The organism is Chondromyces crocatus (assembly GCF_001189295.1).
Classification (GTDB): domain Bacteria; phylum Myxococcota_A; class Polyangia; order Polyangiales; family Polyangiaceae; genus Chondromyces; species Chondromyces crocatus.
On the sequence record NZ_CP012159.1, the window covers coordinates 6,309,874 to 6,335,251 of the forward strand.

General features: G+C 68.9%; 19 protein-coding genes and 1 tRNA gene. 11 read left to right on the plus strand and 9 right to left on the minus strand.

What is annotated here, in order from left to right; all coding sequences use genetic code 11:
• Nucleotides 1–14: 14 nt before the first annotated feature.
• The 3 genes from CMC5_RS23115 to CMC5_RS23125 form a co-directional block, all read right to left on the minus strand.
• Entirely contained in the window at nucleotides 15–542 is a 528-nt protein-coding gene (locus tag CMC5_RS23115) for an SRPBCC family protein (RefSeq protein ID WP_050432455.1), read from the minus strand.
• Nucleotides 543–794: 252 nt separating this feature from the next.
• Nucleotides 795–1,235 (minus strand): YciI family protein, encoded by a 441-nt coding sequence (locus CMC5_RS23120; protein ID WP_050432456.1) that lies wholly within the window; start codon nucleotides 1,233–1,235, stop codon nucleotides 795–797.
• A 213-nt stretch (nucleotides 1,236–1,448) separates the two neighbouring features.
• Nucleotides 1,449–3,536 carry a CocE/NonD family hydrolase gene (locus tag CMC5_RS23125; protein ID WP_082362716.1) on the minus strand — a complete coding sequence of 696 codons (2,088 nt, stop codon included), beginning with the start codon at nucleotides 3,534–3,536 and terminating at the stop codon, nucleotides 1,449–1,451.
• 81 nt (nucleotides 3,537–3,617) lie between these two features.
• Between CMC5_RS23125 and CMC5_RS23135 the strand changes: the two genes are divergently transcribed.
• The gene (locus CMC5_RS23135) at nucleotides 3,618–3,908 is read left to right on the plus strand and encodes a hypothetical protein (protein WP_050432459.1); all 291 of its coding nucleotides are present in this window, start codon (nucleotides 3,618–3,620) and stop codon (nucleotides 3,906–3,908) included.
• A gap of 24 nt (nucleotides 3,909–3,932) precedes the next feature.
• Here CMC5_RS23135 and CMC5_RS23140 read toward each other — a convergent pair whose 3' ends face one another.
• Both CMC5_RS23140 and CMC5_RS23145 read right to left on the minus strand, forming a co-directional pair.
• Entirely contained in the window at nucleotides 3,933–7,667 is a 3,735-nt protein-coding gene (locus CMC5_RS23140; protein ID WP_169796626.1) for a PAS domain-containing protein, read from the minus strand.
• Nucleotides 7,668–7,972: 305 nt separating this feature from the next.
• Nucleotides 7,973–9,181 (minus strand): vWA domain-containing protein, encoded by a 1,209-nt coding sequence (locus tag CMC5_RS23145; protein ID WP_156338813.1) that lies wholly within the window; start codon nucleotides 9,179–9,181, stop codon nucleotides 7,973–7,975.
• Between the two features lie 945 nt (nucleotides 9,182–10,126).
• Here CMC5_RS23145 and CMC5_RS23150 point away from each other — a divergent pair.
• The 4 genes from CMC5_RS23150 to CMC5_RS23165 all read left to right on the plus strand — a co-directional run bounded on the left by CMC5_RS23150 (nucleotide 10,127) and on the right by CMC5_RS23165 (nucleotide 14,282).
• Nucleotides 10,127–11,527, plus strand: coding sequence for a serine/threonine-protein kinase (locus CMC5_RS23150; protein ID WP_050432462.1), 1,401 nt, complete (start codon nucleotides 10,127–10,129; stop codon nucleotides 11,525–11,527).
• A 6-nt stretch (nucleotides 11,528–11,533) separates the two neighbouring features.
• Nucleotides 11,534–12,538, plus strand: coding sequence for an outer membrane protein assembly factor BamD (locus CMC5_RS23155; protein WP_050432463.1), 1,005 nt, complete (start codon nucleotides 11,534–11,536; stop codon nucleotides 12,536–12,538).
• A gap of 19 nt (nucleotides 12,539–12,557) precedes the next feature.
• Nucleotides 12,558–13,532: an Lcl domain-containing protein gene (locus CMC5_RS23160; protein WP_169796627.1), complete on the plus strand. Its 975-nt coding sequence runs from the start codon at nucleotides 12,558–12,560 to the stop codon at nucleotides 13,530–13,532.
• Between the two features lie 84 nt (nucleotides 13,533–13,616).
• Nucleotides 13,617–14,282 (plus strand): YkgJ family cysteine cluster protein, encoded by a 666-nt coding sequence (locus CMC5_RS23165; protein WP_050432465.1) that lies wholly within the window; start codon nucleotides 13,617–13,619, stop codon nucleotides 14,280–14,282.
• Between the two features lie 153 nt (nucleotides 14,283–14,435).
• Here CMC5_RS23165 and CMC5_RS23170 read toward each other — a convergent pair whose 3' ends face one another.
• The 3 genes from CMC5_RS23170 to CMC5_RS23180 all read right to left on the minus strand — a co-directional run bounded on the left by CMC5_RS23170 (nucleotide 14,436) and on the right by CMC5_RS23180 (nucleotide 18,171).
• Nucleotides 14,436–16,472 (minus strand): membrane dipeptidase, encoded by a 2,037-nt coding sequence (locus CMC5_RS23170; protein WP_050436074.1) that lies wholly within the window; start codon nucleotides 16,470–16,472, stop codon nucleotides 14,436–14,438.
• A 185-nt stretch (nucleotides 16,473–16,657) separates the two neighbouring features.
• Nucleotides 16,658–17,587, minus strand: coding sequence for a helix-turn-helix domain-containing protein (locus CMC5_RS23175; RefSeq protein ID WP_050432466.1), 930 nt, complete (start codon nucleotides 17,585–17,587; stop codon nucleotides 16,658–16,660).
• Between the two features lie 59 nt (nucleotides 17,588–17,646).
• On the minus strand, nucleotides 17,647–18,171 hold the full coding sequence (locus CMC5_RS23180; RefSeq protein WP_245677707.1) for an AAA family ATPase: 525 nt from the start codon (nucleotides 18,169–18,171) through the stop codon (nucleotides 17,647–17,649).
• Between the two features lie 251 nt (nucleotides 18,172–18,422).
• Between CMC5_RS23180 and CMC5_RS23185 the strand changes: the two genes are divergently transcribed.
• The 3 genes from CMC5_RS23185 (at nucleotide 18,423) to CMC5_RS23200 (ending at nucleotide 21,233) form a co-directional block, all read left to right on the plus strand.
• Nucleotides 18,423–18,498 (plus strand) — tRNA-Lys (locus tag CMC5_RS23185).
• Between the two features lie 471 nt (nucleotides 18,499–18,969).
• Nucleotides 18,970–20,286 (plus strand): dipeptidase, encoded by a 1,317-nt coding sequence (locus CMC5_RS23195; RefSeq protein WP_050436076.1) that lies wholly within the window; start codon nucleotides 18,970–18,972, stop codon nucleotides 20,284–20,286.
• Between the two features lie 218 nt (nucleotides 20,287–20,504).
• A complete protein-coding gene (locus tag CMC5_RS23200) occupies nucleotides 20,505–21,233 on the plus strand; it encodes an SMI1/KNR4 family protein (RefSeq protein WP_050432468.1) in 729 nt (242 codons plus the stop codon).
• A gap of 65 nt (nucleotides 21,234–21,298) precedes the next feature.
• Here the strand turns inward: CMC5_RS23200 and CMC5_RS23205 are convergent, their stop codons facing one another.
• Nucleotides 21,299–22,525: a PucR family transcriptional regulator gene (locus CMC5_RS23205; RefSeq protein WP_425394840.1), complete on the minus strand. Its 1,227-nt coding sequence runs from the start codon at nucleotides 22,523–22,525 to the stop codon at nucleotides 21,299–21,301.
• A 144-nt stretch (nucleotides 22,526–22,669) separates the two neighbouring features.
• Here CMC5_RS23205 and CMC5_RS42845 point away from each other — a divergent pair, with 144 nt between their 5' ends.
• Genes CMC5_RS42845 through CMC5_RS23220 form a run of 3 tightly spaced genes read left to right on the plus strand, consistent with a single transcriptional unit; the run spans nucleotide 22,670 to nucleotide 24,490 of the window.
• Nucleotides 22,670–23,269, plus strand: a complete 600-nt coding sequence (locus CMC5_RS42845) for a bifunctional DNA primase/polymerase (protein WP_169796628.1) — start codon at nucleotides 22,670–22,672, stop codon at nucleotides 23,267–23,269.
• A 10-nt stretch (nucleotides 23,270–23,279) separates the two neighbouring features.
• Nucleotides 23,280–23,519, plus strand: a complete 240-nt coding sequence (locus CMC5_RS23215; protein ID WP_050432471.1) for a hypothetical protein — start codon at nucleotides 23,280–23,282, stop codon at nucleotides 23,517–23,519.
• Nucleotides 23,519–24,490 (plus strand): AAA family ATPase, encoded by a 972-nt coding sequence (locus CMC5_RS23220; RefSeq protein ID WP_050432472.1) that lies wholly within the window; start codon nucleotides 23,519–23,521, stop codon nucleotides 24,488–24,490. The genes CMC5_RS23215 and CMC5_RS23220 overlap by 1 nt, the downstream gene beginning before the upstream one ends.
• Nucleotides 24,491–25,378 lie beyond the last annotated feature (888 nt).

The window sequence follows — 25,378 nt, forward strand, 5'->3', positions numbered from 1 at the left end:
GTGGCGTTTGCCGTTCACTGCTCGGCGAGGGTCTTCAGCTTGGCGAGGCCGTCCTCGAAGTCCTTGCCGATCATGCTGTCCATGTCGACGAAGATGCACATGACCTTCGCGAAGAAGGACTGGGGGCCATGCATGGCCCACGTGACGGTGGTCGTGTCGCCGCTGGGGGCCAGGGTGAACTCGGCGGTGTTCCGGGCTGCGAACGGCTTGATGAAGTCCAGCTGGATCGTGATCTTCCCAGGCGGCGAGGTCTCGATGATCTCCATGCGCCCCTGACCGACGTCGCTGTTGCCCTCGTACTCGTACACGGCGCCTTTCCCGCTCGGCGCGCCGCTGTAGGTCCTCTTCATCGCCGGATCTCGGCCCTCGAAGGGAGACCAGGCAGCCCAGCCGTGAAAGTCGGCGATGTGCGGGTAGATCTTCTCGGGTGAAGCATTGATGCGGGTCGAACGCTCGACGCGCATCGTGTCGGGGCGGGTCGCGGCAAAGCCGAGGAGCCCGACGATCAGCACGACGACGATGATGGCAATCTTCTTGGCCATGGTGGGTTTCCTTCAGGGAGGCGCAGAGCTTTCGGGGACGAGCGGTTGCACGAAGGCACCCGTGGCGTCATGCGCAGCCTTCCTGCGGCTGCGCGAGGTCGTCGTCCCCTGCGGCGGGGTGTTCGTCGGTTCTTCTGGCGAGGTCAATCTCTCGTTGGCTGCGTCCGTGCCGTTTCTCGCGCGTGGCGTTGTCGATTCTGGCTCCACGGATGAGAAGAACGGTGGTGAACGCGCAATGCGCGTGAACTTGGTTCACTGGCTCCGTGGGCGAGCGAACGAGACGCTCCACGTGGGCGCAGCCTTCTCGATGAGTTCGTGGATCTCGGGCGGAAGATCGGAGGCCCCCGTCAGCGGGCGGATCTCGAGCACGTCGTCGTTTCCGAAGCCCCCGGGGTAGCGGAGCGCCCAGGCGATGGCCTCTTCCTTCGACGCCACCTCGATCATGTAGAACCCCCCGATCAGCTCCTTGGTCTCGGCGAAGGGGCCGTCGAGCACCGTGCCCTTCCCGCCGGCGAAGACGACGTGCGCGCCACGGTCGCTGGCGCTGAGCCCCTCTGCCGCGAGCAGGACGCCCGCGCGGTGCATGTCTTCGTTGTACTTCATGTGCGCCATGAACACCTTCTCGTCGAAGGGGGCGTTCTCCCGAGGCGTCTCGTCCTGCTTCGAGGGGCGGGGGATGATGAGAAAGCGCATCGTGTCTCTCCGTGGCTTGTCGCTGGATCAGGTCGTGTCGGCGGGTCCGACGGGGAGGCCGAGCTCTCCTCGCGGGGAGCGCCCCTCCTGACCCTTCCCTGGCTCGACGAACGAGGGGGCTGCCTTTCGACACGGGGCGCGATTTTTTTGCGAGAAGGCTCAACACGCCGAGATCGCAGGAGGATCCAGCCGTGAGAGGCCGGACGGCGCGGCTCAGCGGGAGGGGACGGCGACCTCGGAGGCGATGGCTCCGGTGGGCAGGAGGCGGAGGGTGAGGTTGCTCGGGTGCGCGGCGTCGCGGTGGACGCGGTGGGTGGCGGCCACGAAATCGAGGTCGTCCGCCTCGAAGAGGTTCGGCACGAAGGTCTGGGGATTGCGGTCCACCAGGGGGAACCAGGTGCTCTGGACGTGGACCATGATGCGGTGGCCCTTCTTGAAGGTGTGGAGCTGGTCCCAGAGGGTGAAGCGCACGCGGGCCACCTCGTCGGGATCGAACGGGACCGGGTGCTGGAAGCTGTCGCGGTAGCGGCCTCTGAACACCTCGGCGCGGACGAGGCGGTGGTAGTTCCCGAGGTCACGGCCACCGTCCTGAGGGGCGTCGACCTGGCCCGGGTAGACGTCGATGATCTTGACGATCCAGTCGGCGTCGGTCCCGGTCGTGGAGACCCACAGGTCGACGTCGATGGGGCCCGCGAGGGTGGCGTCTTCGTCGAGGGGATCGGTCTGGTAGACGAGCACGTCGGGGCGACGGCTGGCGAAGCGCTGATCCTCCGTCATGTACGCCGTCGCCCAGCTGGTGCTGATCTCCTGGGTGTACGGGATGGGCCGGTCGGGATCGCTGACGAAGGCGTCGAAGGCGGGCTCGGCCGGCGGTGGGACGTCGAAGCTGAGCCGGCCGGAGCCATGCAAGTACAGCGGCTTCTCCTTGGCTTCGGGGGGAGGCCATGCCTGGAAGCCGCGCCAGCGGTTCGTGCCGGTCTCGAACACCAGCGCTTCGGGCAGCACGGGCGCGGGGGCGTCCTTCAGGTGATGGCGGAAGAACGGGAGTTCGACGTGCTTGCGGTAGTACTCGGAGGTGGCCTGGCCGAAGTCGATGTCGCCGAGGGAGCGGCCGTCGTTCTTTGCCCAGCCGCCGTGGATCCAGGGGCCCATGACGAGGGTGTTCTGGATGCCCGGGTTCTGCTGCTCGACCGCGGCGTAGGTCTTGAGGGGGCCGTAGAGGTCTTCGGTGTCGTACCAGCCGCCGACGGTGAGGACCGCGCTGTGGATGTTGCGGAGATGCGGCAGGATGTTGCGCACTTGCCAGAACGCGTCGTAGTCGGGGTGGGCGGTGATCTCGTTCCAGAAGGGGATGCGGTCCTGGAAGTAGAAGTCGTTGGCGTTCCGGACCGGGCCGAGGTCGAGGAAGAACTGGTAGCCGTCCGGTGTGCCGTGCTGGAAGCGCTCGGGCCACTCCTTGGTGAGCCCATGGCGAGGCTGTCCGAAGCTGGAGAAGAAATTGAACGCGAGCGCGAGGACGAAGGCGCCGTTCCGGTGCATGTCGTCCCAGAACCAGTCGGCGATCGGGGCTTGCGGTGAGACGGCCTTGAGGGCGGGGTGTCCGTCGATCATGCCCGCGGAGGTGTAGAAGCCGGGGTAGGAGACGCCCCACTGGCCGACACGGCCGTTGTGGCCTTCGACGTTGGCGAGGAGCCACGTGATGGTGTCCCAGGTGTCGGTGCTCTCGTCGATGTCTCCCTGGACCTTGTCGGTCAGGTGAGGCCGGACGTTGATGAAGTCGCCTTCGGACATGAAGCGGCCGCGCACGTCCTGATCGACGAAGATGAAGCCGTCGCGCTCGATTTCTTCGCTCGGGCCGAGGGCGCGCTCCGGGTAGCGGTCTTCGCCGTAGGGGCCGACGCTGTACGGGGTGCGTCGGAGCAGGATGGGGCGCGGTTGTCGGCTGTCGCGCGGCGTGTAGATGGCGGTGAAGAGGGTGACGCCATCGCGCATGGGGATGCGGACTTCGCGCTTGAGGTAAGACTTCCGGAGGTACTGGCTCCGGGGGCTCGTCGTCGAAGGGCCCGTCGTGGAGGGGCCCGAAGCGCTTGCGGTGCTCGAAGCGCTCGAAGCGCTTGCGGTGCTCGCGGCACTCGCGGCGCTCGCAGCGCTCGAGGCGCCGCTCGCAGGCGCCGAGGAGCCTGGGTCGGAGCGACAGGCGATGAGCCCGGTCGCGAGGAGGGAGGTGAGCGTCGCGAACGCGAGGGTTCGGCTCGTGGAGGGCGTGCGCGGCAGAGGGCCTGGCGCGGTGGAGCGCGTCATGGCGCGCGAGCATAGCGCGGGTGAGTCCCTGGAGAAGGGCCAGGGGTGGGCTGCGCGGGCGGGGGTGCTAGCCTGGCGACCATGTCCGGCGGTCTGATGCTCTCCGACGGGGGCGGTGGCGGGGTCGCGCGCTGCATGCGCTGCGGCGCCGAGGCTGCGGGGCCCTGTGCGCGGTGCCGCGAGCCGGTATGCGGTGACTGCTGTGTGCTGACCGAGGGCGGGGCGCAGGTGTGGGCGATCTGCTTCGGTTGCGAGGATCGAGGAGGGCGATCGCTGCGGGGGGGCTGGCTGACGGTGATCGGCTGGTTCGCGTTGCCGATCGCGGCGCTCGCCGTGGTCGTGGCGCTGCTGGAGTGGCTGTCCCGGAGGTGAGCGGGGCCGTGGGGCGGGCCCGGCTCACGAGGGGAGCGCGGATCGGCTCGTCTCTTGAAGGTCGGCGAGCACGGTGAGCAGGCGGGGGGGGTCGACGGGCTTGGAGATGTGGCGGTCGAAGCCCGCGCGGAGGGCGCGGTGCTCGTCCTCGCTGCGGGTGTAGGCGGTCAAGGCGACGGCGCGGGTGAGGCCACCTTCGGCGGGGCCGAGGGCGCGCACCTTCCGGATCAGGGAGTAGCCGTCCTCTCCTGGCATGGCGATGTCGGCGACGAGCAGGTCGGGACGGACGCGCTCGAGCAGCTCGAACGCCTCGGCGGCGGAGCCGGCCGAGATGACCCGCGCGCCGCCGCGCTCCAGGAGCTCGACGAGCAGGTCGCGCGCGTCGGGTTCGTCGTCCACGACCAGGACGCGGATGCCGTGCAGGGCGCGCGGGTGGTCGTCGTCCGGGTGAAGGACCTCGGGGTCGAGGCTCCCAGGTCCTCCCTGCCTGCGCTGTCTCGCGGGGACGAAGGGCAGGCGAACGGTGAAGGTCGCCCCCGCCCCTTCCCCTTCGCTCGACGCGCGGATGGTACCGCCGTGCTGCTCGACGAGGCTCTTGACGATGGCCAGGCCCAGGCCGAGCCCGCCGTGTGCCCGTGTGGTGCTGCCCTCGGCTTGACGGAACCGTTCGAAGACGTGGGGCAGGAAGTCTTGCGCGATCCCTCGGCCGCTGTCCTGAACGAGGACGTCGACCGCGTCGCCCAGGCGCTGGAGCTGGACGGCGACCCGGCCGCCTTGCGGGGTGAACTTGATGGCGTTGCTGAGCAGGTTCCAGACCACCTGCTGGAGGCGCACGGCGTCGCCGAGGATGATGGTCGGGCCCTCGCCGAGCGCGGCGTCGAGGTGGATCTCCTTCGCGTCTGCGGCAGGGCGCAAGGTCTCCAGGGCGGCCTCGATGACGGTCACGAGGTCGAGGGGGTGCGCCTCGATGCGGAGCTTGCCGCTCATGATGCGCGAGATGTCGAGGAGGTCTTCGATGAGCTGGGTCTGCGCGCGTGCGTTGCGTTCGACGGTCTCCAGGGCCCGATCGCGTCGCTCCGGCGGGAGGTGCCCGGTGCGGAGCATGCGGGTCCAGCCGAGGATGGCGTTCAGCGGGGTGCGGAGCTCGTGGCTCACGGTGGCGAGGAACTGATCCTTCAGCTCGTTGGCCTCTTCGGCCGCGGCCCGGGCCTGCTGCTCGCGCACGAGGAGCCGGTTGCGCTCGGCTTCGAGGCGCTTCTGCTCGCGCAGATCACGGGCGACCGTGGCGATGGCGCGGAGCGCGCCTCCCTCCCCGCGGATGGCGATGCTGGTCTGCTGCACGGGGATGATCTCGCCCGATTTGAAGTGGCGCACGGCCACCTCCTCGGCGCAGGAGCCCTCACGGAGGACGGTCGCCACGACCTCCTCCGGTGAGGACCCGTCGCGGCTCGGCGCCAGGTACTCGGAGAACCGCTTGGTCCTCGCCTCTTCCTGGCTGTCCAGCCCCATCAGCCGACGCCCCGCGGAGTTGAGGTAGAGCGTCTGTCCTTCGGGGGTGGCGAACCCGATCAGGTCGTCGCTCGTCTCGACCAGCGCCTGGAAGAGCGCTCGCTCTGCTTCGGCCTCCTTGCGCGCGCTGATGTCCTCCACGATCTTGATGAAGTGGTCGGGCTCGCCAGAGATGCCACGGACGAGCGAGCTGGCGATGTTGGTCCAGATCGTCCTGCCGTCTTTGCGGACATAGCGCTTCTCCATGGAGAAGGAGCGGACCTCGCCCGACAACAGGCGCGCCACGTTGGCGAGGCTGGCCTCCATGTCGTCGGGGTGCGTGAGGTCCTGGTAGGTCAGCCCGCGCAGCTCCTCGGGCGTGTACCCGAGGATGTCGACGAGCTTCTGGTTGACGTGCAGCCAGCGCCCTCCAGGCTCCACGAGGGACACCCCGACGGCCGCCTGCTCGAAGGTGGCGCGGAAGCGCTCCTGCAGGCGTCGGGTGTCCTCCGCGAGGGCCTCGGCTTGTCTGCGCGCGGCGACCCGCTCGGTGACGTCGAGCGCGACGGCGATGATGCCTTCGATGTTCCCCTCGGCGTCACGGAGGGGGTGACAGACGAGGTCGTAGTGAGCAATCCCCTGCCCCTCCTGACACCCGATCGGTAGAGGCACCTCCACGCGGCGGAGTGGCTCGCCTGTGGCGTAGACGTGGTCCAGGCCGGTGATCAGCTCCTGGCCTCCAGGCGCGCGGATGACGTCACGGAGGGGCTTGCCGATCAGCGCGGGAAAGGGGAACGCGCTCGTGACCATCGGGTTGGCCAGTTCGTAGACGTGATCCGGGCCGCGCAGGATGGTGATCGCGACGGGCGCTTGCGTGAAGACCTGCTCCAGGCGGCTGCGCTGCGTCTCCATTTCCCGGAAGAGGCGGGCGTTCTCGATCGCCAGGGCGGCGCGCTCGGCGATGGCCTCGACGAGGACGACGTCCTCCGCCGTGTAGCCACGGCCCGAGGTGCTCATCGCCGCGGTGAGGTAGCCGAGTGGGCGGTTCATCACGCGGAGCGGCGCCATGATCGTGGCATGGACACCGACCTCGCGGGCCGCTGCGACGTAGGGGTCGTCGGAAGGGAGCGCGGCGAGCACCTCCTTCGTGTAGTCGGCGAAGTGGCGGGCGCGGTTGGACGCGAGCACCTCGCGGAGGAGGGGCAGGAGGCCTGCAGGGACCGGCATGGTGCGCGCCTTGCGCACCGGCACGCCGAGCGCGTCGGTGGCGGCTGCGTCCGTGAGCCTGTGAATCTCTCCGTGCGCGTCGACGATGCTGACGGCGCTGGCATCGGCCACGGCCGGTACCAGGAGGCGCGCGAGGTCCTGCAAGCGGCTCTCGTAGTCGAGGGAGCTGCCCATGACGGCGGCCACCTGGGCGAGCAGCGCGAACCGCTCCCTGGCAGCTTCGGCGGCCTTGCGCGCGCGTACCTGATCGGAGACCTCCACGATGACGGCCATCAGGCCGGAGACGGCACCGCTGGGCTCGCGCAGGGGTTCGAGGTTGAAGGTGTAGTAGCCCTCTTCCAGGAGCGTCTCGTCCCGTCGGTAGATGAAGGCCTGGAAGTCCTTGATCACGGCGGACTCTCCCGTCTCGTAGGCGTGATCGAAGAGAGAGAAGACCCCCTGGGTGGCGAGCTCCGGAAAGACCGCGCGGAGCGTCCTGCCGATGAGTTCCTTCCCCGGAAAGAAGCGAGCGTAGTGCGGGTTGGCGAGTTCGAAGACGTGCTCGGGGCCGCGCCAGACGGCGATGGCGACCGGCGCTTGCAGGATGAGCGCACGCAGCCGGTGCTGCTGGATCTCGGCCTCTGCGCGCGCAGCCTGGGCTTGCTCGACGAGCCTGACGCGCTCGGCCTCGGCGGCGATGGCGAGGTGATCCACCTGGCTTGCGAGGACGGCTCCGGTCTCGTCGAAGGCCGAGTGCATCAGCGCGGATGCCGCGTCGGCCGCGTTCAGCCCTTCGCTCGCGCAGAGGGTGACGAGGACCGTGCGCAGGTGGGACAGCTCGCGGAGCGCGGCGACGATGCCGTCGCCCGAGCGAAAGCCCGGGGAGGCGCGCTCGTGGACAGGGAGGTCATGCGCGACCCGTCTGCCCAGGCGTTCGCTGCCCTCGAGTTCCAGGGGGCACACGTCCAATGCGTCGGCGAGCTGGTCGAGGAACCTGGACACGCGACCGTGCAACGCCGGCTCGCCCAGACGGCTGGCCTCGGGGAGCGAGGGATCGTCGAGCACCCTTCGCCGCCACAGTTCGAGGATCGGTTCGATCCTGGTTCGCAGGAGCGAAGCGAGTCGGTGCGGGCTGGGGGGATCGTGCATGGTCGAGTCCGAGGCACCCGAGAAGACGCAAATCCGCGCGGAGCGTGACGGCGTGCCAGCGGTAAGGACCCGAGCAAAGCAGGTCCTCGGCGTGGCCGGAAGGCCCCCCTGCGGAGGAAGCGGACGGCACGACGGGAAGCAGTCGACCGCGGGCGGCAGCGTTGCCGCGCGTCAGGAAGAGGAGGATTGCAGGGCTCGCCGAGGCCAGAGCACCGCCGCCATCACTGAGGAACGACCTGGATGGTGTCGCAACCGAAGAGCACGTCCACTCGACCGTTCGGGTCTCCCTGGACTGCACCGCACGTGCTGGGGCACAAGGTGACCCGGCTGGGGTTCTGGGGATCGTCGTAGTACCAGCCGCCACTCTGCGAACTGCAGCTGCTTGCGCCAGGGACGCTTCCAATCACCTGGGTGTTGCCGTTGCTCGACGTGTATTCGACGTTGACCTTGGTCGGGTCGAAGGCGCCGTCCGGGTTCTCCGGGATCACGAAATCACAGGAGATCCCTGAGCTGGTGACGACCGCGGTGGCCATGTTCATGAAGACTGGATCGAAATCCTGCTGGCACAGGTCGCCGAGGACGCCTCCCGTCTGCTGGACGAGCTGTTTGTAGACCGTCCCCTCGGCGGCAGAGAGCGGAATGCACGAGGGGCAGCAGACCCCAGGGCTCCCGCCGCCGAAGCAGTTGAAGACGCAGGTCTGCGGGTTCTGCGAAGAGACGATGGCGTCGAACTTGAAGCCCTGGAACGTCGGGGGGTCGAGGGCGAGGAGCTGGTTGGTGAAGTTCGCGGCAGAGAGGTTGGAGTTGTCGTCGCTGACGACGGCGAGGGTCTTCGTGGCGTCGGGTCGGAGGGAGTCTTTCCACTGCGGGTAGGTGTTCAGGATGAGCTGGAGCGCGTTGCTGCTGCCCACGGCCTGGGTCACGTGGCGGTACGAGGGGAGGTTCTCGTCCGGGCCCCCGGGGCACGCGCCGGCGCCGAGAGGCGCGGGGATGCAGACGCTCGCGTCGGCGATGAGCACGACGTGGACGTCGATGTTGGCGGCCGTGATCAGGGCGGCGAAGTTGTTGAGGTTCGCCTGAACCTCGGCCGCCTCTTCATCCATGCTGCCCGAGGTGTCGACGGCGATGATGATGTCCGCAGGCTGGACCAGGGTCTGGGCCTGCGAAGAGACGCCAGCGCAGGAGCCGCCCACGCCCGCACCCCCCGTGCCGCCCGTGGGCAGGATGCTCCCGCCGACGCCGAGACCGCCGGCGCTGCCGCCCGTGCCTCCACCCGCCCCTCCCGTGCCTGGTCCTGTGCCACTGCCTTGAGGTGTCCCCGCTCCTTCGCCAGCGGCTCCTCCCCCTGATGCCGAGCAAGCGGCCATCAGACCGCCACCCAGCGCAACAAAGCCAAGGCAACCGAACAGCGTGCGCTTCAGGTTTCGCATGGTGGCACCGCCGCAGGACGAGAAAGGGATGGTTTCAGAGAACGGTGATGGCGAGGCCGCAGAGTGCCAAACCCGGATGGTTCGTGTCGAGCGTAACAACCATCCAGCGCCATTGGATCGAGGTGGCTGTCGCCTCGGTGCAGGTTCACGGAGAAGATCGTGGTTGCCTGGCGAGGGGTCGCAGGTCGGTTCGACGCCACGCGCGTGCTGGCGGGAGGGCGTCGACTCAGGAGGGCGACCGCCATGTGCGGTGTGGCAGCGGAGTGCAGGTGCGGGTGTGACCGACGTGGCGTTCATCGATGTCTGGCGATGTCGTCGGCAACCCGGAGTCGCTGAGCGCGCCTGCAGGCGTGATCCGCGCGTAGGTAGGCGCGCTCGGCGCGTAGCTCGTGGAGGCTCGGTGCGCGTCGTGTGCGAGGGACCGAATCCATCACCCTGGCTGTCGTGCGTGCGTTCGAGCGCCACCAACGATGCGTGCGCACATACGCAACCGCGTGGCCGTGGCGTGGCACGACCGGTGGCCCGTGAGCACGACGAGGTCTAGACGGCTGCCAACGCCGTGACCTAGACTCGCGCCCGCGGCTGGACGCTTCGGGGAGGCGGAGGACGACTTGACACGGACAGGCGAGAACGACGTGAACGCCAGCGGGCCATCTCCGTCGGAGAATCTCCGTGCTCCAGGAGCCGATCTGGGTCAAGGAGATGAAAGCACTCACCTGCGCGCATGACTCCATCGACACGATGCACGAATGCTGTGGGATCCAGGAGACCAGGACGGGGACCGAGTCCCGTCAGACCAAGGCGTCCAGGTCGTGCTGAGAGGTCGTCCGACGAGATGCTCCTCGAAACGCGGACGCTGCTTTCGTTCTGGGCCGAGTGCGGCACGCGCTCGCAGCGGCTCGTCTGCATGATCTCCCCGGCCGCCAGGGAGGCGGCACGCCGCGCATGATGCTCCACGCCGGCACGCTTTTTCATGATCGGTACCGCGTCGTCCGATCCATCCAGGTCGGTGGCATGGGCGCGGTGTACGAGGTGCTGGACGAGAAGACCGAGAGCCGACGCGCGCTCAAGGTCCTCCTGCCCACCACGCTCCAGAGCGCCGATCTGCGGGCGAGGTTCGAGCGCGAGGCGAAGATCACGGGTGCCATCGAGAGCAACCACGTGGTCCATACCCTCGACACGGGCCTGGACGAGGCGACCGGGGCGCCGTTTCTGGTCATGGAACTGCTCCGCGGCGAGGAGCTTGCGGCCATCGTCGCGCGGCAGGGGCTGCTCTCGGCCGACGAGGCGATGCTCTACCTGCGGCAGGCCGCGCTCGGCCTCGACAAGGTGCACGCGGCGGGCATCGTCCACCGCGACCTCAAGCTCGGGAACCTGTTCGTGGTCACCCAGGACGATGGGACCCCTTGCCTCAAGATCATCGACTTCGGGGTGGCCAAGGCCATCGCACCCGTCGCCGGGGAGGCCAACAAGACCCGGCCCCTCGGGACACCGCTCTTCATGGCACCAGAGCAGATCCGTGGCGATGGCCGGATCGGCTTCGCTGCCGACATCTTTGCCCTCGGTCATGTCACCTATGTCCTCCTGACGGGTGAGCCGTACTGGACCGAGGAGGCCGACGAGGCAGGGTCGATCCACGGCTTCATCCTGGCGATGATCCAGGGGGCGACCGAAGCGGCCACGGTGCGGGCGAGGCGCCGGCGGGGAGTGACGCTCCCTCCTGCATTCGACGTCTGGTTCGCGCGCGCCACGGCGATGAAGCCCGAGGAGAGGTTCTCCCGCGCGACGGAGGCGGTGGCTGCGCTCGCGGAAGCGCTCGGAGTCCAGGGAGGCGCGCCTGGACGTATCCCGAGTGGGGCTGCTTGGCCCCCCGTTCAGCCCGCGCCAGGTGCGCTGAATGCTCCGAGCTCGGGCGTCCCACGGCTGGCGCACAGCGCGTCGGTGTCCGGCGCTGCAGGCATCAGCACGTCGGCGTTGATTCACGAGGCGCCGGAGCTGCACGGTCAGCTCGATCCGCGGAGGAGGCGTCGGCTCGTGCTCGGTGGGCTCGGCGCGGTCGCACTGCTGGTGTCGCTGGGCGCCCTATTGCTTTCCAGCAGCGGTCCGTCGACGCCGGGGGCGGCCCCTTCGTCGTCTGCGGCGAGCGCGCTGGTAGCCCATGACCCGTCGGAGAGCGCCCCCGCGGCCACGAGCCAGGAGGTCGACACGCCACCCCTCGTGAGCGCTTCCGCGTCGGCCTCTGCCTCCACCGTGCCGGCTGGCAAGGCCACGCCGACCCCCACGCCAGCGAAGCCGGCCGTGCAGCACCGGCCATCACCCAGCCAACGCCACCCTGGTATCGACTGACTCCCGATGACGACCTGCACCCTACCCCGTCGCGTCACGGCGAGCGCCCTCGCGCTGGCGCTCGTCACGGTGCTCCACCAGCCTGCGCACGCGGATCCGCTCGACGCCCAGCGTCGGGCGTCGAGCCAGACCCTGTACAACGAGGCCGTGGCCGAGATGGACAAGGGGAACGTCGCGAGCGCCTGCCAGAAGCTGGAGGAGGTGGTGAAGCTCGAGCCGACGGGCCTGGGTGCGAAGCTCACCCTGGCGCAGTGTTACGAGAAGGCCGGTCGCCTCGCCAGCGCGTGGGCGATGTACGGGGTCACCGAGGAAGGTGGGCTCCGGGAGAAGCGGGCCGATCGCTGGCGGCCCGCGCGAAAGCGCAAGGAAGCGCTCGAGCCGAGGCTCGCGCGGCTCACGCTCGTGGTGCCCTCGGAGGTCCAGGCGCTGTCCGAGCTCGCCATCGAGCGGGATGGGGTCCCGGTGGGGTCGGGTCAGTGGGGCGTGGCGGTGCCGGTCGACAAGGGCAAGCACACGATCCGGGTGACGGCCAGCGGCAAGGAGCCCTGGGAGCGCACCATCGAGATCGAGGAGGACGGTCAGAAGCTGGAGGTCGCCGTCGAGACACTGGGGGATGCTGCCCCGACCGCGGCGACCAAGCCTCCCAGCGAGGTGCCGGTCGAACCTCCGGCAAGCTCCGGTTCATTCTGGGGGCCGCAGCGCATCGCCGGCGTCGCGGTGGGGACGCTGGGGCTCGCGGCGCTCGGCGTGGGCAGCTACTTCGGTGCTTCGGCGCTCGGGAAGATGAGCGAGAGCGACGACGGGCACTGCGACGGGAACAGCCGCTGTGATCCGGTCGGACGGCAGCTCCGACAGGACGGGCGCGCAGCAGGAGACGTCTCCACCGTGCTGTTCATCGCGGGCGGCGTGGTGCTCGCGGGGGGCATCGTCCTCTTCGCGACGGCGCCGAGTTCCAAGCGCACCGAGGTCTCCCTCGGCCTCGGATCCATCCAGATGAACGGGACCTTCTGAGCCTGCAAGGAGAATGACGGTGAACGCGGCAGCAAAGCGCCTGCTCACGACCGCGCTGCTCACGGTGGTGGGGAGCTCGGGGTGCAACGCCATCCTCGGTCTCGACGAGGGACAGACCCTCTGTGACGCCACGTGGGCGCACTGGACCCCGGATTTCGAGCCGAACTACGAGACGACGAGCAACTCGGCACTCGAAACCACGACGCGCCTCCGCTGGACACGCAGACCGAGCGGCGTGATGACGTTCGAGAAGGCGAAGGCCGTGTGTGAAGAGGCGACCATCGATGGGGAGGATGATTATCGCCTGCCCACGCGCATCGAGCTGCTCTCCCTGATCGACTACAACCGCGAGCGGCCCATCGACCGCGGCATCTTCTTGATCGGAGAAGGCGACCGCATCCCGATATGGACCGCGTCAGCGCCCAAGAACAAACCGCTCGCGGTGGGAGGGGCGACGCCCCTCAACGATTATCGGCTCACGGTCGACGTGGCCTCGGGCCAGGTGGTGGCCGTCGATCCAGCGCTCGCCGCGAGCGTGTACCAGAGCCTCTGCGTCCGCGTCGAGGGCGTCAAGATCGCCGAGAAGACGAACGGGTGTGCGGATCGCTACGTCTCTGAGGAAGGCGGCGCCGTGCTGCTCGATCGGGAGACCGGGCTCCGCTGGGAGGAAGGCGGAGAGGATGACGAGGCGCCCACGTGGCAGGATGCCGAAACGCGCTGCAACGGTCTGAGCCTCGCTGGCGGTGGGTGGTTTCTGCCGACCGTCATCGAGCTGAGCACCCTCGTGGATGAGGCGTCTGCCGAGGGCCGCCCGGCCATCGACACGCGCTTCAAGGGCAGAGGCTTCAACTACTGGTCCTCCACGCAGGATGCTTCGCGGCCGGGGCAGAAGTGGGCAGTATCCTTTTACAATGGCGTGGTGTCATCGGTCTCGGAAACCGGTTCCGATGCCCCTCCCGAGGAGATCCCACGGGTCCGTTGCGTCCGCCGCTGAGCCGCGACGGCGACACGTGGCCACAACGGGTTCCCGCTGGGCTCTCGCCTTGGCAGGCCTCGAATCCTCGAGAGAATCGTAGCCATGCGCGCGCTCAAGGTGATCCAGCAACGACGTGACGCCACACGCGACCAGGTCCGGTCGGAGCTCGTCCGCCTGTTCCTCGCGGATCCATCCGAGCAAGGGACGACCCACGCCGTGGGGAGAGCGTATGCGCTGCTCGACACGGAGGCCCGCCGTGTGCTGGCGGCGATCCCTGGGTCCGGTCCAGCTTGCGCACCGGGTTGCTCGTTCTGCTGCCACGTTCATGCGGACGCCACGATGCCGGAGCTCCTCACGGTTGCGACGGCTCTTCGTCGCACGCTCTCGCCCGAGGCGCTCGACACGTTGAGGCAACGCCTCGCGTCCCATGTCGCTCGCGTGGAGCAGCTCGACGACCAGGCGCGCTGGGACGCGCGGATTCCATGCGCTTTCCTCGGTGATGGCGGCCGCTGCTCGATCTATGAAGTGCGGCCGCTTCGCTGCAGAGCATTCCACTCGTGGTCGGCCACGGCGTGTCGCGCGGGGTATGAAGGCGACCTGGAGGCGGAGCCCGTGGTGAATCCTCGCCTCGATCAGGCGCTCGCTGCGATCGAAGAGGGGTTCGACCAGGCACTGGGAGAGGCGGGGCTGTCTGCCGGTGCACACCGGCTGGAGAGCGGGGTCCTGAGGTTGCTGAGCCGAGAAGCGCCAACCCCCCCTGCACGCTGAAGCTCGAAGGCACGCGGACGCAAGGGGGCCAGAAAGGGCCGATTCCCGAGGAGGGCGCTCCGCCCACCGCCCATTTTGCGCCGGAAGCTCAGCGGGAGGACGCCGACGGCGACGAGGTCGAATCTGGACCTCGCTCGTCGGCTCGCCCGCGGGTCATTTGCAGCGCGGGCCCGTCCAGGTGAGGTTGCACTGGTTGGAGATGCACTCACGGGCATAGACGCAGGCCGCGCCAGCCCCCTTCTTCACCTGGCAGGCCCCGGCGTTCGTTCCCCAGCCGCAGTACTTCCCTGCCCCGCACTGCGCATCGGCCGTGCAGAGGCAGGTGCCGCTCTGGATCGTGCAGGGGGCCGAGGAGCAGTCCCCGGTCGTGCACTCCGCGTCGAAGCGGCAGGATTCCCCGAGGTCCTTCGAGGCGGGCGCATAGGCCTTGCCGCACTGGGTCGGGTAGGAGGCCTCCCGCTGCGCGACGGGGACGTAGGCGGCGACGCCGCTGGGATCGACGTCGTTGGCTGGGTCAGCCATGCCGGAGCGGGGTCCCGAGGCGCGCTCCCACATGCGGATGAACGACTCCGCGGAGCTGCGCAGCGGGCCCGTGTTGGCGCCGAGGCGGTCGAGATCCTGGATGAGGTCCGGCAAGAGGCCCACGTGCGCGAGTCCCTTCTCGTCGAAGTCGGTACCCAGGCGGCCCGGACCGGACACCTTCTGGGCGTGCGCCTGGGCATCCGCCTCGGCCTGGAAGCCCGCCGAGCAAGCGCCATGCGGCCCGAAGCGGGGCCTGACCTGCTGGATGAAGCCGTTCATGTCGGCGCCGAACGCCATGGGGACCTTCAGGCCCATGCGACCGAACTCGTAAGCCTGCGCGAAGGAGCGGCTGGAGCCCTGGCAGGTGTTGGCGACGGGGGTCCGGGTGTAGTCCCGCGTCTCCTCGTGTGCGGTGCGCAAGCCGAACATCCCGCCGGTGCGGCGCAGCATCTGGATGACCCACGCGGGCGTCGTCTTCTCGTGCGCGGCCTGCTTCGGCGCCATGATCTCGCGGAAGTGCCCGTGGGACAGGTAGAGCGGGTAGTAAGCGTTCTGCTGCGCCAGGGCGTAAGCGTCCTGGATCCCGCGCTCGGAGAGGTGGGCCAGATCGATGAGCATGCCCTTGGTCATCATCGCCTGGATCAGCGTCCGGCCTTCGGTCGTCAGGCCACGGACGTTGCGGCAGTTGCTGTCGACGTCGAAGCCGAGCGTCACGCTGTCCGTCGTGACGCCACAGTCGTGATCGACGTGGCAGTTCTTGGTGAACTGCGCGATCTGGAAGATGGGGTTGTGGAGCGCGGCGCCGCCGAAGCGGTTGTCGAGCTGATGCACGGGCTGCAGCGTGCGCACGCCCATGGTGTGGAAGCGGTTCAGCTCCGACAGCGCATCCTTGTTGCCGAACAGGTTGCTGACCTCGATCGAGAGCACGATCGCGAGCTTGCCGGCCTGGATGATCTGACGTGCGTGGGCAGGAGAGAGCGCGACTTCGACCCAGGACGAGCGCTGGGCGACGAAGTCGTGCACCATCTGGATCTGGATCTCGACATCCCGCATCTCGTCGCAGGGGCGGCTGCGGTTCTGGTCGGGCAGCAGGCTGCAGAGGAAGTCGTTGCCGACCGCCGAGACGACCACGAGGTTCATGCCGCGATCGTGGGCGCTGCGCATCCAGCCCTCCCACGCCTGCTGGTGCGCGATGGTGTCCCACCGGGGCCACTCGGAGCCGAACCTGGAGCGGCCGAGGTGGAGACCCGTGTCCCCTTGTGTCCCTTCGACTTGCCCGATGACCTCCGAGGCGGCTGCGCCGCCCACCCAGAAGAGCTGGTGCAGGAGAGGGACCCCGCTCAGATCGACGCTGGCGTTGTCCGGGCACATGTCGAGGAGGCCCGAGAGATCCTGCTTCACGCGGGCATGGTCACTCGGCGGCATTCCTCCATCGCAGTCGTGCAGCCCACCCGCGTGGCTTCCGTGGAACCACCCTCCACCGAAGGCCTCTTCGGCCATCATGTGGTGGTGGAGTTCGGCGAACCCGGTGACCGGCGTCGTCGACTCGGCCTGATCCTCACCCACGATCTCGTCATGCTCCTCCAGCGCTGGGTCGGGCTCGACGCCACATGCAGGAGACATCGCGAACGCGAGGAGGACGGAGGCAATGGTGAGGGAACGGATCATGTTCACCCGGCTGGAGGAAGGGATTGTGCGTGTGGAGTCGTCGCCGGAGTAACATGCACCGGTATGAATGTCAGCACGTGACGAAGCGTGCGATCCTGCGATTCCGGGCTGGTGATGCCATTGCATGAATGGCGGAATCGAACGACGTGGTGCGGGGTTCGGATCGCGCTGGACGCGCGTGTCGATCACGCCGCGCCGGCATGATGTCTCAGCGCACGCACCAGCCAGCCCCATTCCCGCAAGGATTCAGTCATGGGGGGTTGTCCGTTCATCGTCGAGACCAGCTCCCAGTACCGCGCTGCGCGTGGGTCTTGCCGGTCGGACTGCATGCGCAGGCTCGCGAGGAACACCGCGTCGGCCGGCGCGCCGTGCGCTGCTGCCATGGCTCGGAAGATGGAATGGATGCGCTCGGCGACCTCGGGCGCGGTGGGGGGCACGCCGCGCTCGATGGCCTCGCGCCCCAGACGTATCCCCTCCCCGCTCGCGCGCTGGTACGCGGCGCCATCGAAGCCTTTCTTCCACAGGGTCGTCGCCTGCCCTCGCATGCTCTCGACGAAGGAGGGATCGTTGATCAGGGCTGCAAGCTCGATCCACGCATCGATCTGTTCCGGCGTGGGCTCGTCCGGAAGCTGGGGCGTACTGAATTCGATCGTCTGCTGGAGCCACTCGGGGTCGATGGGCATTCCATCGGCCACCTGCTGATAAAAACGTTCAATCGCAGTCTGGCGCTCGTTTCGGGATAGTCTGGTCACGGTCCACAGCCTCCTCAGGTCGTGCTCGGCGAGCTCCGAGCGGAGCGCGGCGCGAAGAGCAGATGCCGTCTGTCGCAGGGAAGCGATGTGCGCCTCGATCGCGGTGAGCCGCAGTCGCATGGCCTCCGGGAGCGGCAAGTCACGGTGGAGCACCGCCTGGATCGTCGGCAAGCCGAGCCCTGCCTCGCGCAAGGTGCGGATGAGATCGATGCGTGCGAGAGCCCGCTCGGAGTAGAGTCGGTAGTTGCCTCGCGATCGCCCGGAAGGAGGCAGGAGGCCTTCGTCCGAGTAGAAGCGGAGGGTCTTGACCGGGACCCCCGTTCGTCGTGCCAGCTCACCGATGGTCAGGCGCTCTTTCGCCATGGGGGACACCGTGCAGTCTCCAGCAGAGGGAGGGTCAAGCCCGCTGTTGGCAGTGGCCTTCAGAGCTGGGCCTCCGTGGCCCTGGCCAGGATCGTGTCGACCGTCTGTTCCGGTGAGAGCTGCGAGGTATCGAGCCAGAGGCCGAGCCTCGGGGTCTCCATGCGGAGCACGGTGTCGAGGGCCTCGAGAGGATACGAGCCATAACCATCCTTGCCTCGGGCGGCATTCCGAGCACGGATGACTTCGGGCTCCGCGACGAGGACGACGAGGTGCCTTGGCCGACTGCACACGGCGTCGAGCCAGAAGCGGAGCCGATCGCCCACGGCGATGTCCTGGAGGACGGTGGTGAACCCTGCGGCCGCATAGGCGTCGGCGACCGCAGCCGACAGGCGGTAGCGCAGGTCGAGCTGACGGAGCGCTTCGTCCGAGGGGTCCGGGGTCATGTCGACCCGACCACGCACGATCATACGTCTGTAAGCATCGCCACTGACGCTCACGCCTCGCTCGAACCGCTCGGCCAGGAGGCGGGCGATGGTGGACTTCCCGGCCGCGGACACGCCCGTGATCATGTAGACGGCGCTCACAGGGGTACGCCTAGGGGGCGGGAGGCTCGAACGCAAGCGGGGGCGATCTCCCCTACGAATGTGGGGTGACGGGTCGCTGCGCTCACGCTGCGCGCTGGCGCGGTAGACTGCCCACGATCACGCGGACCACAGGCTGATGTGCCGCAAATCGCGGGTGATGCAGGCCTCGAGGGAGAAAACCAGAAGGAAGACGAAAAGTTCGTGCGGCGCGTCAGAGATTGTCGTGCTAGGGTCGGCCCCCTTGACAGCATGGGTCGATAGCTCAGTCGGTAGAGCTGCGGGCTTTTAACCCGTAGGTCCAGGGTTCGAGTCCCTGTCGACCCACCATCTGAAAAACACTGAGGTTTTCGTCGAGTGGACGAGGCGCCTCAGAGAGGGGTTCGGAGCCCCATCCTCCACGCGATGACCGCGCCGGGAGGCGAAGCATCACCCTGAGGGCGTCGCGCTCCCATGGGCGTGGACCTGAGGGGCGACACGCCGCGACGGTGGCGACGATGCGCCGCACCACCCGGTGCACCGCGACATCGACGCTTGGTCAGACGCCCTCGTCTGGGCGTTGGGCGACGCTTCCGGAGAGCAACATCCCAGCAACGTGACGATCCGCGTGTGGGGAGCACGTTCTGTGCTCGGCGATCGGCTCCACGAGGCGATCGCTCGGGCGGAAGGAGGGTTGACAGTCGCGGGCCTGGAAGGTGTTTTTGCGAACGGGAGTTCGTTCCATCCCTGATCCAAACGTTCCCCAGGAGAGACCCCGTGAGCGATGACGTCACCCTCCTTCGTGCCCGTGTTCTGGCGCTGATGCCCCAGGCCAAGTCCGATCTCGCGGACATGGTCGCCTACCGCTCGGTGCACGCCCCGCAAGACAACCCGCCTGCGGACTGCGAGCACATGGTCACGTGGCTGCAGCAGGTGTTCACCAAGGCTGGCTTCGCCGAGGTCGAGACCCATGTCACGTCCGACGGCTCCAAGACGGTCACCGGCATCAAGCGCGGGCCTGAGGGGGCCCCCACCGTGCTGCTGTACTTCCATCACGACGTGCAGCCAGTTCCGGACGAGTCGCAGTGGGACACGCCCCCCTGGACGCTGACGGATGGGAAGGACAAGCGCTGGTACGGCCGCGGCGCGGCGGACTGCAAAGGCAACATCGCGGTGCACCTCACGGCCATCCGCGCGCTCGGCGACAACCTCCCGGTGACGCTCAAGATCGTGGGCGAGGGCTCCGAGGAGCAGGGCACTGGCGGTCTGGAGGACTTCGTCCCCGAGAACCCGGATCTGCTCGCGGCCGACGCCATCCTCGTGGCGGACGCGGGCAATTTCCAGGCAGGGATTCCGACCCTGACCACGTCGCTGCGAGGGGTGACGAACGTGCGCGTCACCGTCGATACCCTGGAAGGACCCATGCACTCGGGTCAGTTCGGTGGACCGGCCCCCGACGCGCTCGCGGCGCTGATCTCCATGCTGGCCACGTTGCGCGACGCCAAGGGCGACACCACGGTCAAAGGCTTGCCGAGTGACCAGACCTGGCCGGGGCAGCAATACGATGCGGACCAGTTCCGCACCGACGCCCGCGTCCTGCCCGGCGTGGATCTGCTCGGCGATGGAACCGTGTCGGACATGCTGTGGGCGCGGCTCGCGGCGACCGTCATCGGCATCGACTGCCCCTCGGTGGACGACGCGACCCCTGCCGTTCAGGCCAAGGCGCGGGCGCTCATCAGCATGCGGGTGCCGCCTGGCATCGACGCCGAGGTCGCGCAGCGGGCCCTGATGGATCACCTGACGGCCGTCGCGCCCTGGAAGGTGAAGCTCACCGTCGAGCCGATGATCGTCGGTCAGCCTTTCGTCGCGGCGACCAAGGGGCCTGCCCACGATGCGATGGTCGCCTCGCTGAGCGCAGCCTACGAGAAGGACGTCGTCTCCCTGGGCCAGGGCGCTTCGATTCCGCTGTGTAACGTCTTCCAGACGACGTTCCCCAAGGCGGAGATCATGCTGCTCGGCGTGGAAGAGCCCAAGGCGCTGATCCACGCGCCGAACGAGAGCGTGGACCCCAGCGAGATCGAGAACATGTCCCTCTCCCTTGCGCTCTTCCTGCAGAAGTTCGCCGCCGCCCGGTCCTGAGCCGACGGGGCACCACGTCGGGCCCGGCGGTGCCGTATCTCGGCGTCGTCGGGCAGAGAAGTCCGGCATCGACGCACCCTCGAAGCAGGAGCGCCGCTCTTTGGCCTCTGAAAGGCCCTGAAGATGGCGGCCGGTTGGTGGCCGAGTCCCCCCTGCCCGGAGGGCATCGTTGTGTTGTCGTTGTCCTCACGACCGAGCCACGGCAACCATCTCGCGCCATGAGTGAGTCCTTCCTCCACCTCTTCCAGGAGGTGGTGTCCGTGCTGCGCAGCCATCCCGAGGTGGTGGTGTACGACGTGACGGTACGGTCGCCCGCGTCGGAGCTGGACATCACCGCCGCGGAGAGGGCGATGAGGCGGCCCATGCCAGATGATCTGCGCGCCTTCTACCGAGCCCACGACGGCGTGTTCCTGTCCTGGGGACTCGAGGGGCGTGATGTCACGGAGCCGCTCGAACCCTTTGGCTTTCCCGAGTACGGAGCACCGCCAGGCGTGATCAACCTCTTGCCCGTTGCGAAGGCCTTCTCGGCGAACTGGGTGGCTCGCGATCTGATCAACTGGCCCGCGGAGGCGCATCGGGTGATCTACGGCGTCGAGGCGGAGGACGACGAGGAGGACGACGACGGCCCGGAGCGCGTTCGCGCCGCGCTGCTGGACCACGACTCCAGATACCAACCCACCAGCTTGGTACTCGGGCCACCAGACCAGCCGGCGTGGACCCTGATCGCTCACGATCACGGGGCCGACATGCTGTCGTCATCGCTTTCGACGTTCACCACGTACCTGGCGGTGACGCTGGCGAGGTGGGGGACGAACCGCATGCCGGTCTACAGGCCCGTCCGGACCCGTGGAACAGCGACGCCTGGCGTGCCGGTGATCGATGGGCCGAAGGAGCACCCCTCGCTCGACGAGATCGTGGAGGAGCTGAGGAAGAGCGCTGCAAGTTGAGCCGAGGCGGAGGGTGGCTTCCGCGTGAGCGCATGAGGCACTGCCGCCCTCGCACCGTCCATCGCCTACGCGCCGCTCGATTGCCAGCGGAGCACCTCCAGAGCGACGGCGACGTGGACGCGACTGTGCTCGAGCGGCCGCGGCAGGAGCTCTTCTGCCCGGGCGAGCCGACGAAGCAGGGTGTTGCGGTGCGTGCGGAGGCGCGCTGCAGCGCGGGATGCGTTGCACCCTTCGTCGAGGAAGGTCCGCAGGGCATCCTTGATCTCCGGACTGGCCGATTCGAGTGCACCCAGGGTGTGCTTGATGAACTGGTCTGCGCCCTCTGGGTTGTGCGTGACCAGGGAGACGAGGCGGACCTCATCGAAACGGACGATGCGTTGCTCGGAGCCGAGACGTGCGACCATGCGCCGCGTGGTGAGCGCGTCCAGGTGGCCACGGCGAAAGCCCTGAATCCCCTGCCCTCTCGATCCGATGGCGAGCCGGATGCCCTCGAGCTGCCGGATCACCAGGCTCAGGCGCTCGACGTCCGGCTCGGCCCCTCCCGGCACCCACACCCACAGCGTCGCCGCGCTGGCGATGATGAGGAGAGGACGTGGCGCGCCTGAGGCACGGCTCAAGGCGTCAGCCACACTTTCCAGAGCGCTGAGGTCTGGCTCGATGTGATCGCTCCAGACGACGGCAGCTCGGTGAGCCTGGTCGAGCTCGTAGCCTAGCCGCCGTGAAGCGTCCCCAGGGCTGAGCGGAGCGCCGTCCAGGAGGAGCGCAACGACCTCGCGCCGCTCGGCGTGGGTGCCCCGGGTCAGCTCGTCGCGTTCTGCTTTCATCTGCGCGGAGATGTCCGCGATCGTCGCGTCGATGAACGACGAGATGGATCGTGCCGACACCTCGAGAAGCTCACGCAGCTCGTCCGGCCGGGAAGTCAGCTCGAAGGCAATCGACATCCACCGCAGCCAGGCCGCGTTCTGCCCTGTCCGGTAAGCGTTCAGTGCCGACTCGCTCACCCCACGTCGCACGAGGTCGCGTGCAATGCCGAGGGGCTCGGCGCCAAGGTTGGGTGCCACGGGCGCCGCCGGGTCGCGAAGATTGGACGCCGCCCAGTGAAACAGGTTCGCGCGATTCGTTCTGCGCGTGGCCGCGGCGAGCACCGGGTCGTCGGCGATGGCCTTCATGTTCTCGACCGAGAGCGTCGCCCGGTCGATCTCTTCGATCCAGTCCGGTGGCGCGTTCAGGACCCTCTCGGCACCACGCCGCATCAACTCGCGCACACGCTTCGATGCAAGAGCCCCGGCCAGACACCGGGGCTCTCGCGGGGGTCGACCGGAGGAGGATCGACGATGGACAGCCTTAGGCGACACGCGCCCGTTGGGAATGATGTGATCTGGCACGCGCGCCGATTGCACGGCGCGGGGCTCGTTGCGGTTGGGACTTGCAAGCCAATGGGTCCGCCAGACGCAGAGGGGCGCGCACCGTGCTCCGCGGCATGGCACCCGCGGCCGTGCGACCGTGCGGGCAAGCGTCCGCTTCTCGCGGATTACCCCCGGTGGGCCGCGCGGGGGCCATCGTTCGCGGACGTCGAGTCGAGCCTCCGCGTGTGGGCTCCCTGCAACCTCGCGCTCGTCGCAGTCGGCGTCCTCGTCGTCATCGAGGCCGACTCGCCCGACGCCGACGCGGAGCTCGCGTCGCTCGGGGGAGCGGAGCTCGCGAGCGCCCCCGCGCGCGAGGCGCGCTCCGGCCGGGGACGCGCCTACGTCTTCCGCGCGCCGCCCGGTGTCAACGTCCCCAACGGCGCGCGCCGCGGCACGAGCGGCGCGGTCGACGTGCGCGGCACCGGCGGGCTGCTCGTAGTGCCGCCGTCCAGACACGTCAGCGGGCACGTCTACGCATGGCTGCCCGGGCGCGCCGTGGGAGACTGCGCCGCCGGTGGTGCCCGACGGACTGCGCTTGCTGCTCGCGCCGCCGACAGCCAGGCGAGTGCATGCACCCATGGGTCGGGTCGCAGGCGGCACGGGCGACGACTTGATCATCGCCGCGGGTAAATCATCGCGCGTGCGCGTGCTTATTCGCGACCGCCTCTTGGTCGCGAACCTGTGGCAGGGCAAGGGCAAGACGTACGGGGACACGTCGGCGAGCGGCTACGACTACGCGCTCGCTCAAGAACTCGTGCGTACGCGCGTTCCGGACGGGGAGATCCTCGCCGCGCTTGCGGCTCGCGGCGGGGCGCATGGTCGGGACGCGGCCTACCTGCTCCGGACGCTCGATGCCGCCCGCCGGTCGCGAGGCGCGTGATGAGTATCCGCGTCTACTCGCGCGCCGACCTGGACGCGCTCGCAGAAGCGGAGCCCGGCGGGTGGCTCTGGAATGGTCTGCTCCCGCGAGCCGGCATCGCTCTGCTAGCGGGGGCGCCCCGGACCGGCAAGACGCGGCTGCTCGCGCTGCTCGCTGCGGCGATGACGGACGCGGTGTGCGAGGGAGGAGCGGACCTCGGCGGACGCCGCGTCGAGCTGACCTCGGGCGTGATGCTGCTCGTGGCCGCGGAGCACGCCGCGCGGGACCTCCGCGACGCGCTCGCCGCCGCCGAGCATGGGCGCGACATCCGGCAGACGCTCGTGCACACCGTGCGTGAGGTGGACATCGACGACGAGACGCAGGCCGTGGACCTCGCCGCCGAAGCGGACAAGCTCAAGACGGACGTCATCGCCGTCGACCCGATCCGCCGGGTCACGCGGTCGGACGAGAGCAGCGCACAAGACGTGTCCGGGGTGGCGCGGACGCTCAGGGCGCTCGGCGCCGAGCGGCGCCTCGTCATCGTTGTGCATCACGTGGGACACGCCGGGCGCGTCCGCGGCTCGACGGACTGGGAGGCGATGGCTGACACGACGATCCTGGTGGACGCGGTGGGGGGCGACGTGCGCCTCCGCGCGGAGCACCACGGGGCACCGCCGGTCGGACTCCGGATCCGCATCCGCCACGAGGACGGGCGCATGACCGCCGAGGAGGGCGCGGGTACCCGGACCGCGGCCAACACGCGCGACGACTTGGACGCCCATATCGTCGCCGCCGTCGCGGGCTGTCCGGGGGTCACGGCGCGCGAGCTCCCCGAGACAGTAGGGGCCCGTGGGCAGGAGGTGCGACGCCGGGCCAAGGCGCTCGCGGACGGCGGGCGGCTTCGCGTCGAGGCGGGGCCGCGGGGCGCGCAGCGCTACTACCCGCCTGCGGCCTCTGTCTGTGTCCCGCGTCCCACCGTGTCCGGGGAGTAGGACACAACCACAGCCCCCGCGCGTCCCGTGTATCCCCCTTTTTATGAGGGGAACACGGACACGGACACGAGCCGGGAGCGGGGCCGGGGGCTGTGACGGCACGCCCCACCGGGACACGCTCGGACGCGGGACACGCGGCGGGGGGAGTTCGGGTGGCCCGACGCGGCCGGATACGCCAGCACCGCTCGCGGTGAGCCGCGCCCCGCGACTGGGAGCGCGCCCTCTCCCCGGAGGGCGGTCCGCCTTCCTCCGGTCGCTCTCGGGCGCTCCAGCGAGCCCCGGCGCCCTCCGGTAACGGCCCGGTGGGGGCTCGCCGGTACTCCCCGGGCCTCCGCCCGGCGACTGAGCCCTCGGCGGCCCCAGTCCGGGCTGGTAGCATCCAGCCCCTCTGGAGCGCGGAGACGTGAGCGACGAGCACGAGCCCCCGCCGTCTGCGAACCCCGGGAAGAAGGCCCCAAAGCCGAGGGCCAGGTACAACCGCGCCCTGTACGACCTCCTGGTAGAATCGCACCGCTTAGCACCAGCCAACCACCACCACCGTTGGGGCGAGTGGGGCAGGCTCTGCCACCGCATCGACGCCGCTGGAGGCCCCAGTGGCGAAGCGGCACGCCGCCCTGTGCGCCGTGGTATAGGCCGCGGGGACTCGCGGTCGACCACTGCGGCCGGGAGGGGTGCGATGTCGGGGCCGCCGACCGTCCCGCGACGCCGGGCCTCGACGCGGACGCATGGGCCCGCGTCAGGCCCGTCGGCTTGTGCGTCTGCACGCGCGACGGCTGCACGCCGAACGTAGCGCTCCTCGCGCAGGCAGACCGCGAGGTCCACAGCTCGCCCTCTGGTCGCCGGTCATGGCCGGGTCCTGGGTCTGGCCGCCTACCGCGCAGGTCGGCC

Coding starts and splice junctions, on each gene's coding strand:
- CMC5_RS23145 (WP_156338813.1), bottom strand. CDS start 9,181: ATGCGAAACCTGAAGCGCACGCTGTTCGGTTGCCTTGGCTTTGTTGCG.
- CMC5_RS23115 (WP_050432455.1), bottom strand. CDS start 542: ATGGCCAAGAAGATTGCCATCATCGTCGTCGTGCTGATCGTCGGGCTC.
- CMC5_RS23220 (WP_050432472.1), top strand. CDS start 23,519: ATGAGTATCCGCGTCTACTCGCGCGCCGACCTGGACGCGCTCGCAGAA.
- CMC5_RS23175 (WP_050432466.1), bottom strand. CDS start 17,587: ATGGCGAAAGAGCGCCTGACCATCGGTGAGCTGGCACGACGAACGGGG.
- CMC5_RS23135 (WP_050432459.1), top strand. CDS start 3,618: ATGTCCGGCGGTCTGATGCTCTCCGACGGGGGCGGTGGCGGGGTCGCG.
- CMC5_RS23195 (WP_050436076.1), top strand. CDS start 18,970: ATGCCCCAGGCCAAGTCCGATCTCGCGGACATGGTCGCCTACCGCTCG.
- CMC5_RS23155 (WP_050432463.1), top strand. CDS start 11,534: ATGACGACCTGCACCCTACCCCGTCGCGTCACGGCGAGCGCCCTCGCG.
- CMC5_RS23150 (WP_050432462.1), top strand. CDS start 10,127: ATGATGCTCCACGCCGGCACGCTTTTTCATGATCGGTACCGCGTCGTC.
- CMC5_RS23120 (WP_050432456.1), bottom strand. CDS start 1,235: ATGCGCTTTCTCATCATCCCCCGCCCCTCGAAGCAGGACGAGACGCCT.
- CMC5_RS23125 (WP_082362716.1), bottom strand. CDS start 3,536: ATGACGCGCTCCACCGCGCCAGGCCCTCTGCCGCGCACGCCCTCCACG.
- CMC5_RS42845 (WP_169796628.1), top strand. CDS start 22,670: ATGGGTCCGCCAGACGCAGAGGGGCGCGCACCGTGCTCCGCGGCATGG.
- CMC5_RS23170 (WP_050436074.1), bottom strand. CDS start 16,472: ATGATCCGTTCCCTCACCATTGCCTCCGTCCTCCTCGCGTTCGCGATG.
- CMC5_RS23200 (WP_050432468.1), top strand. CDS start 20,505: ATGAGTGAGTCCTTCCTCCACCTCTTCCAGGAGGTGGTGTCCGTGCTG.
- CMC5_RS23165 (WP_050432465.1), top strand. CDS start 13,617: ATGCGCGCGCTCAAGGTGATCCAGCAACGACGTGACGCCACACGCGAC.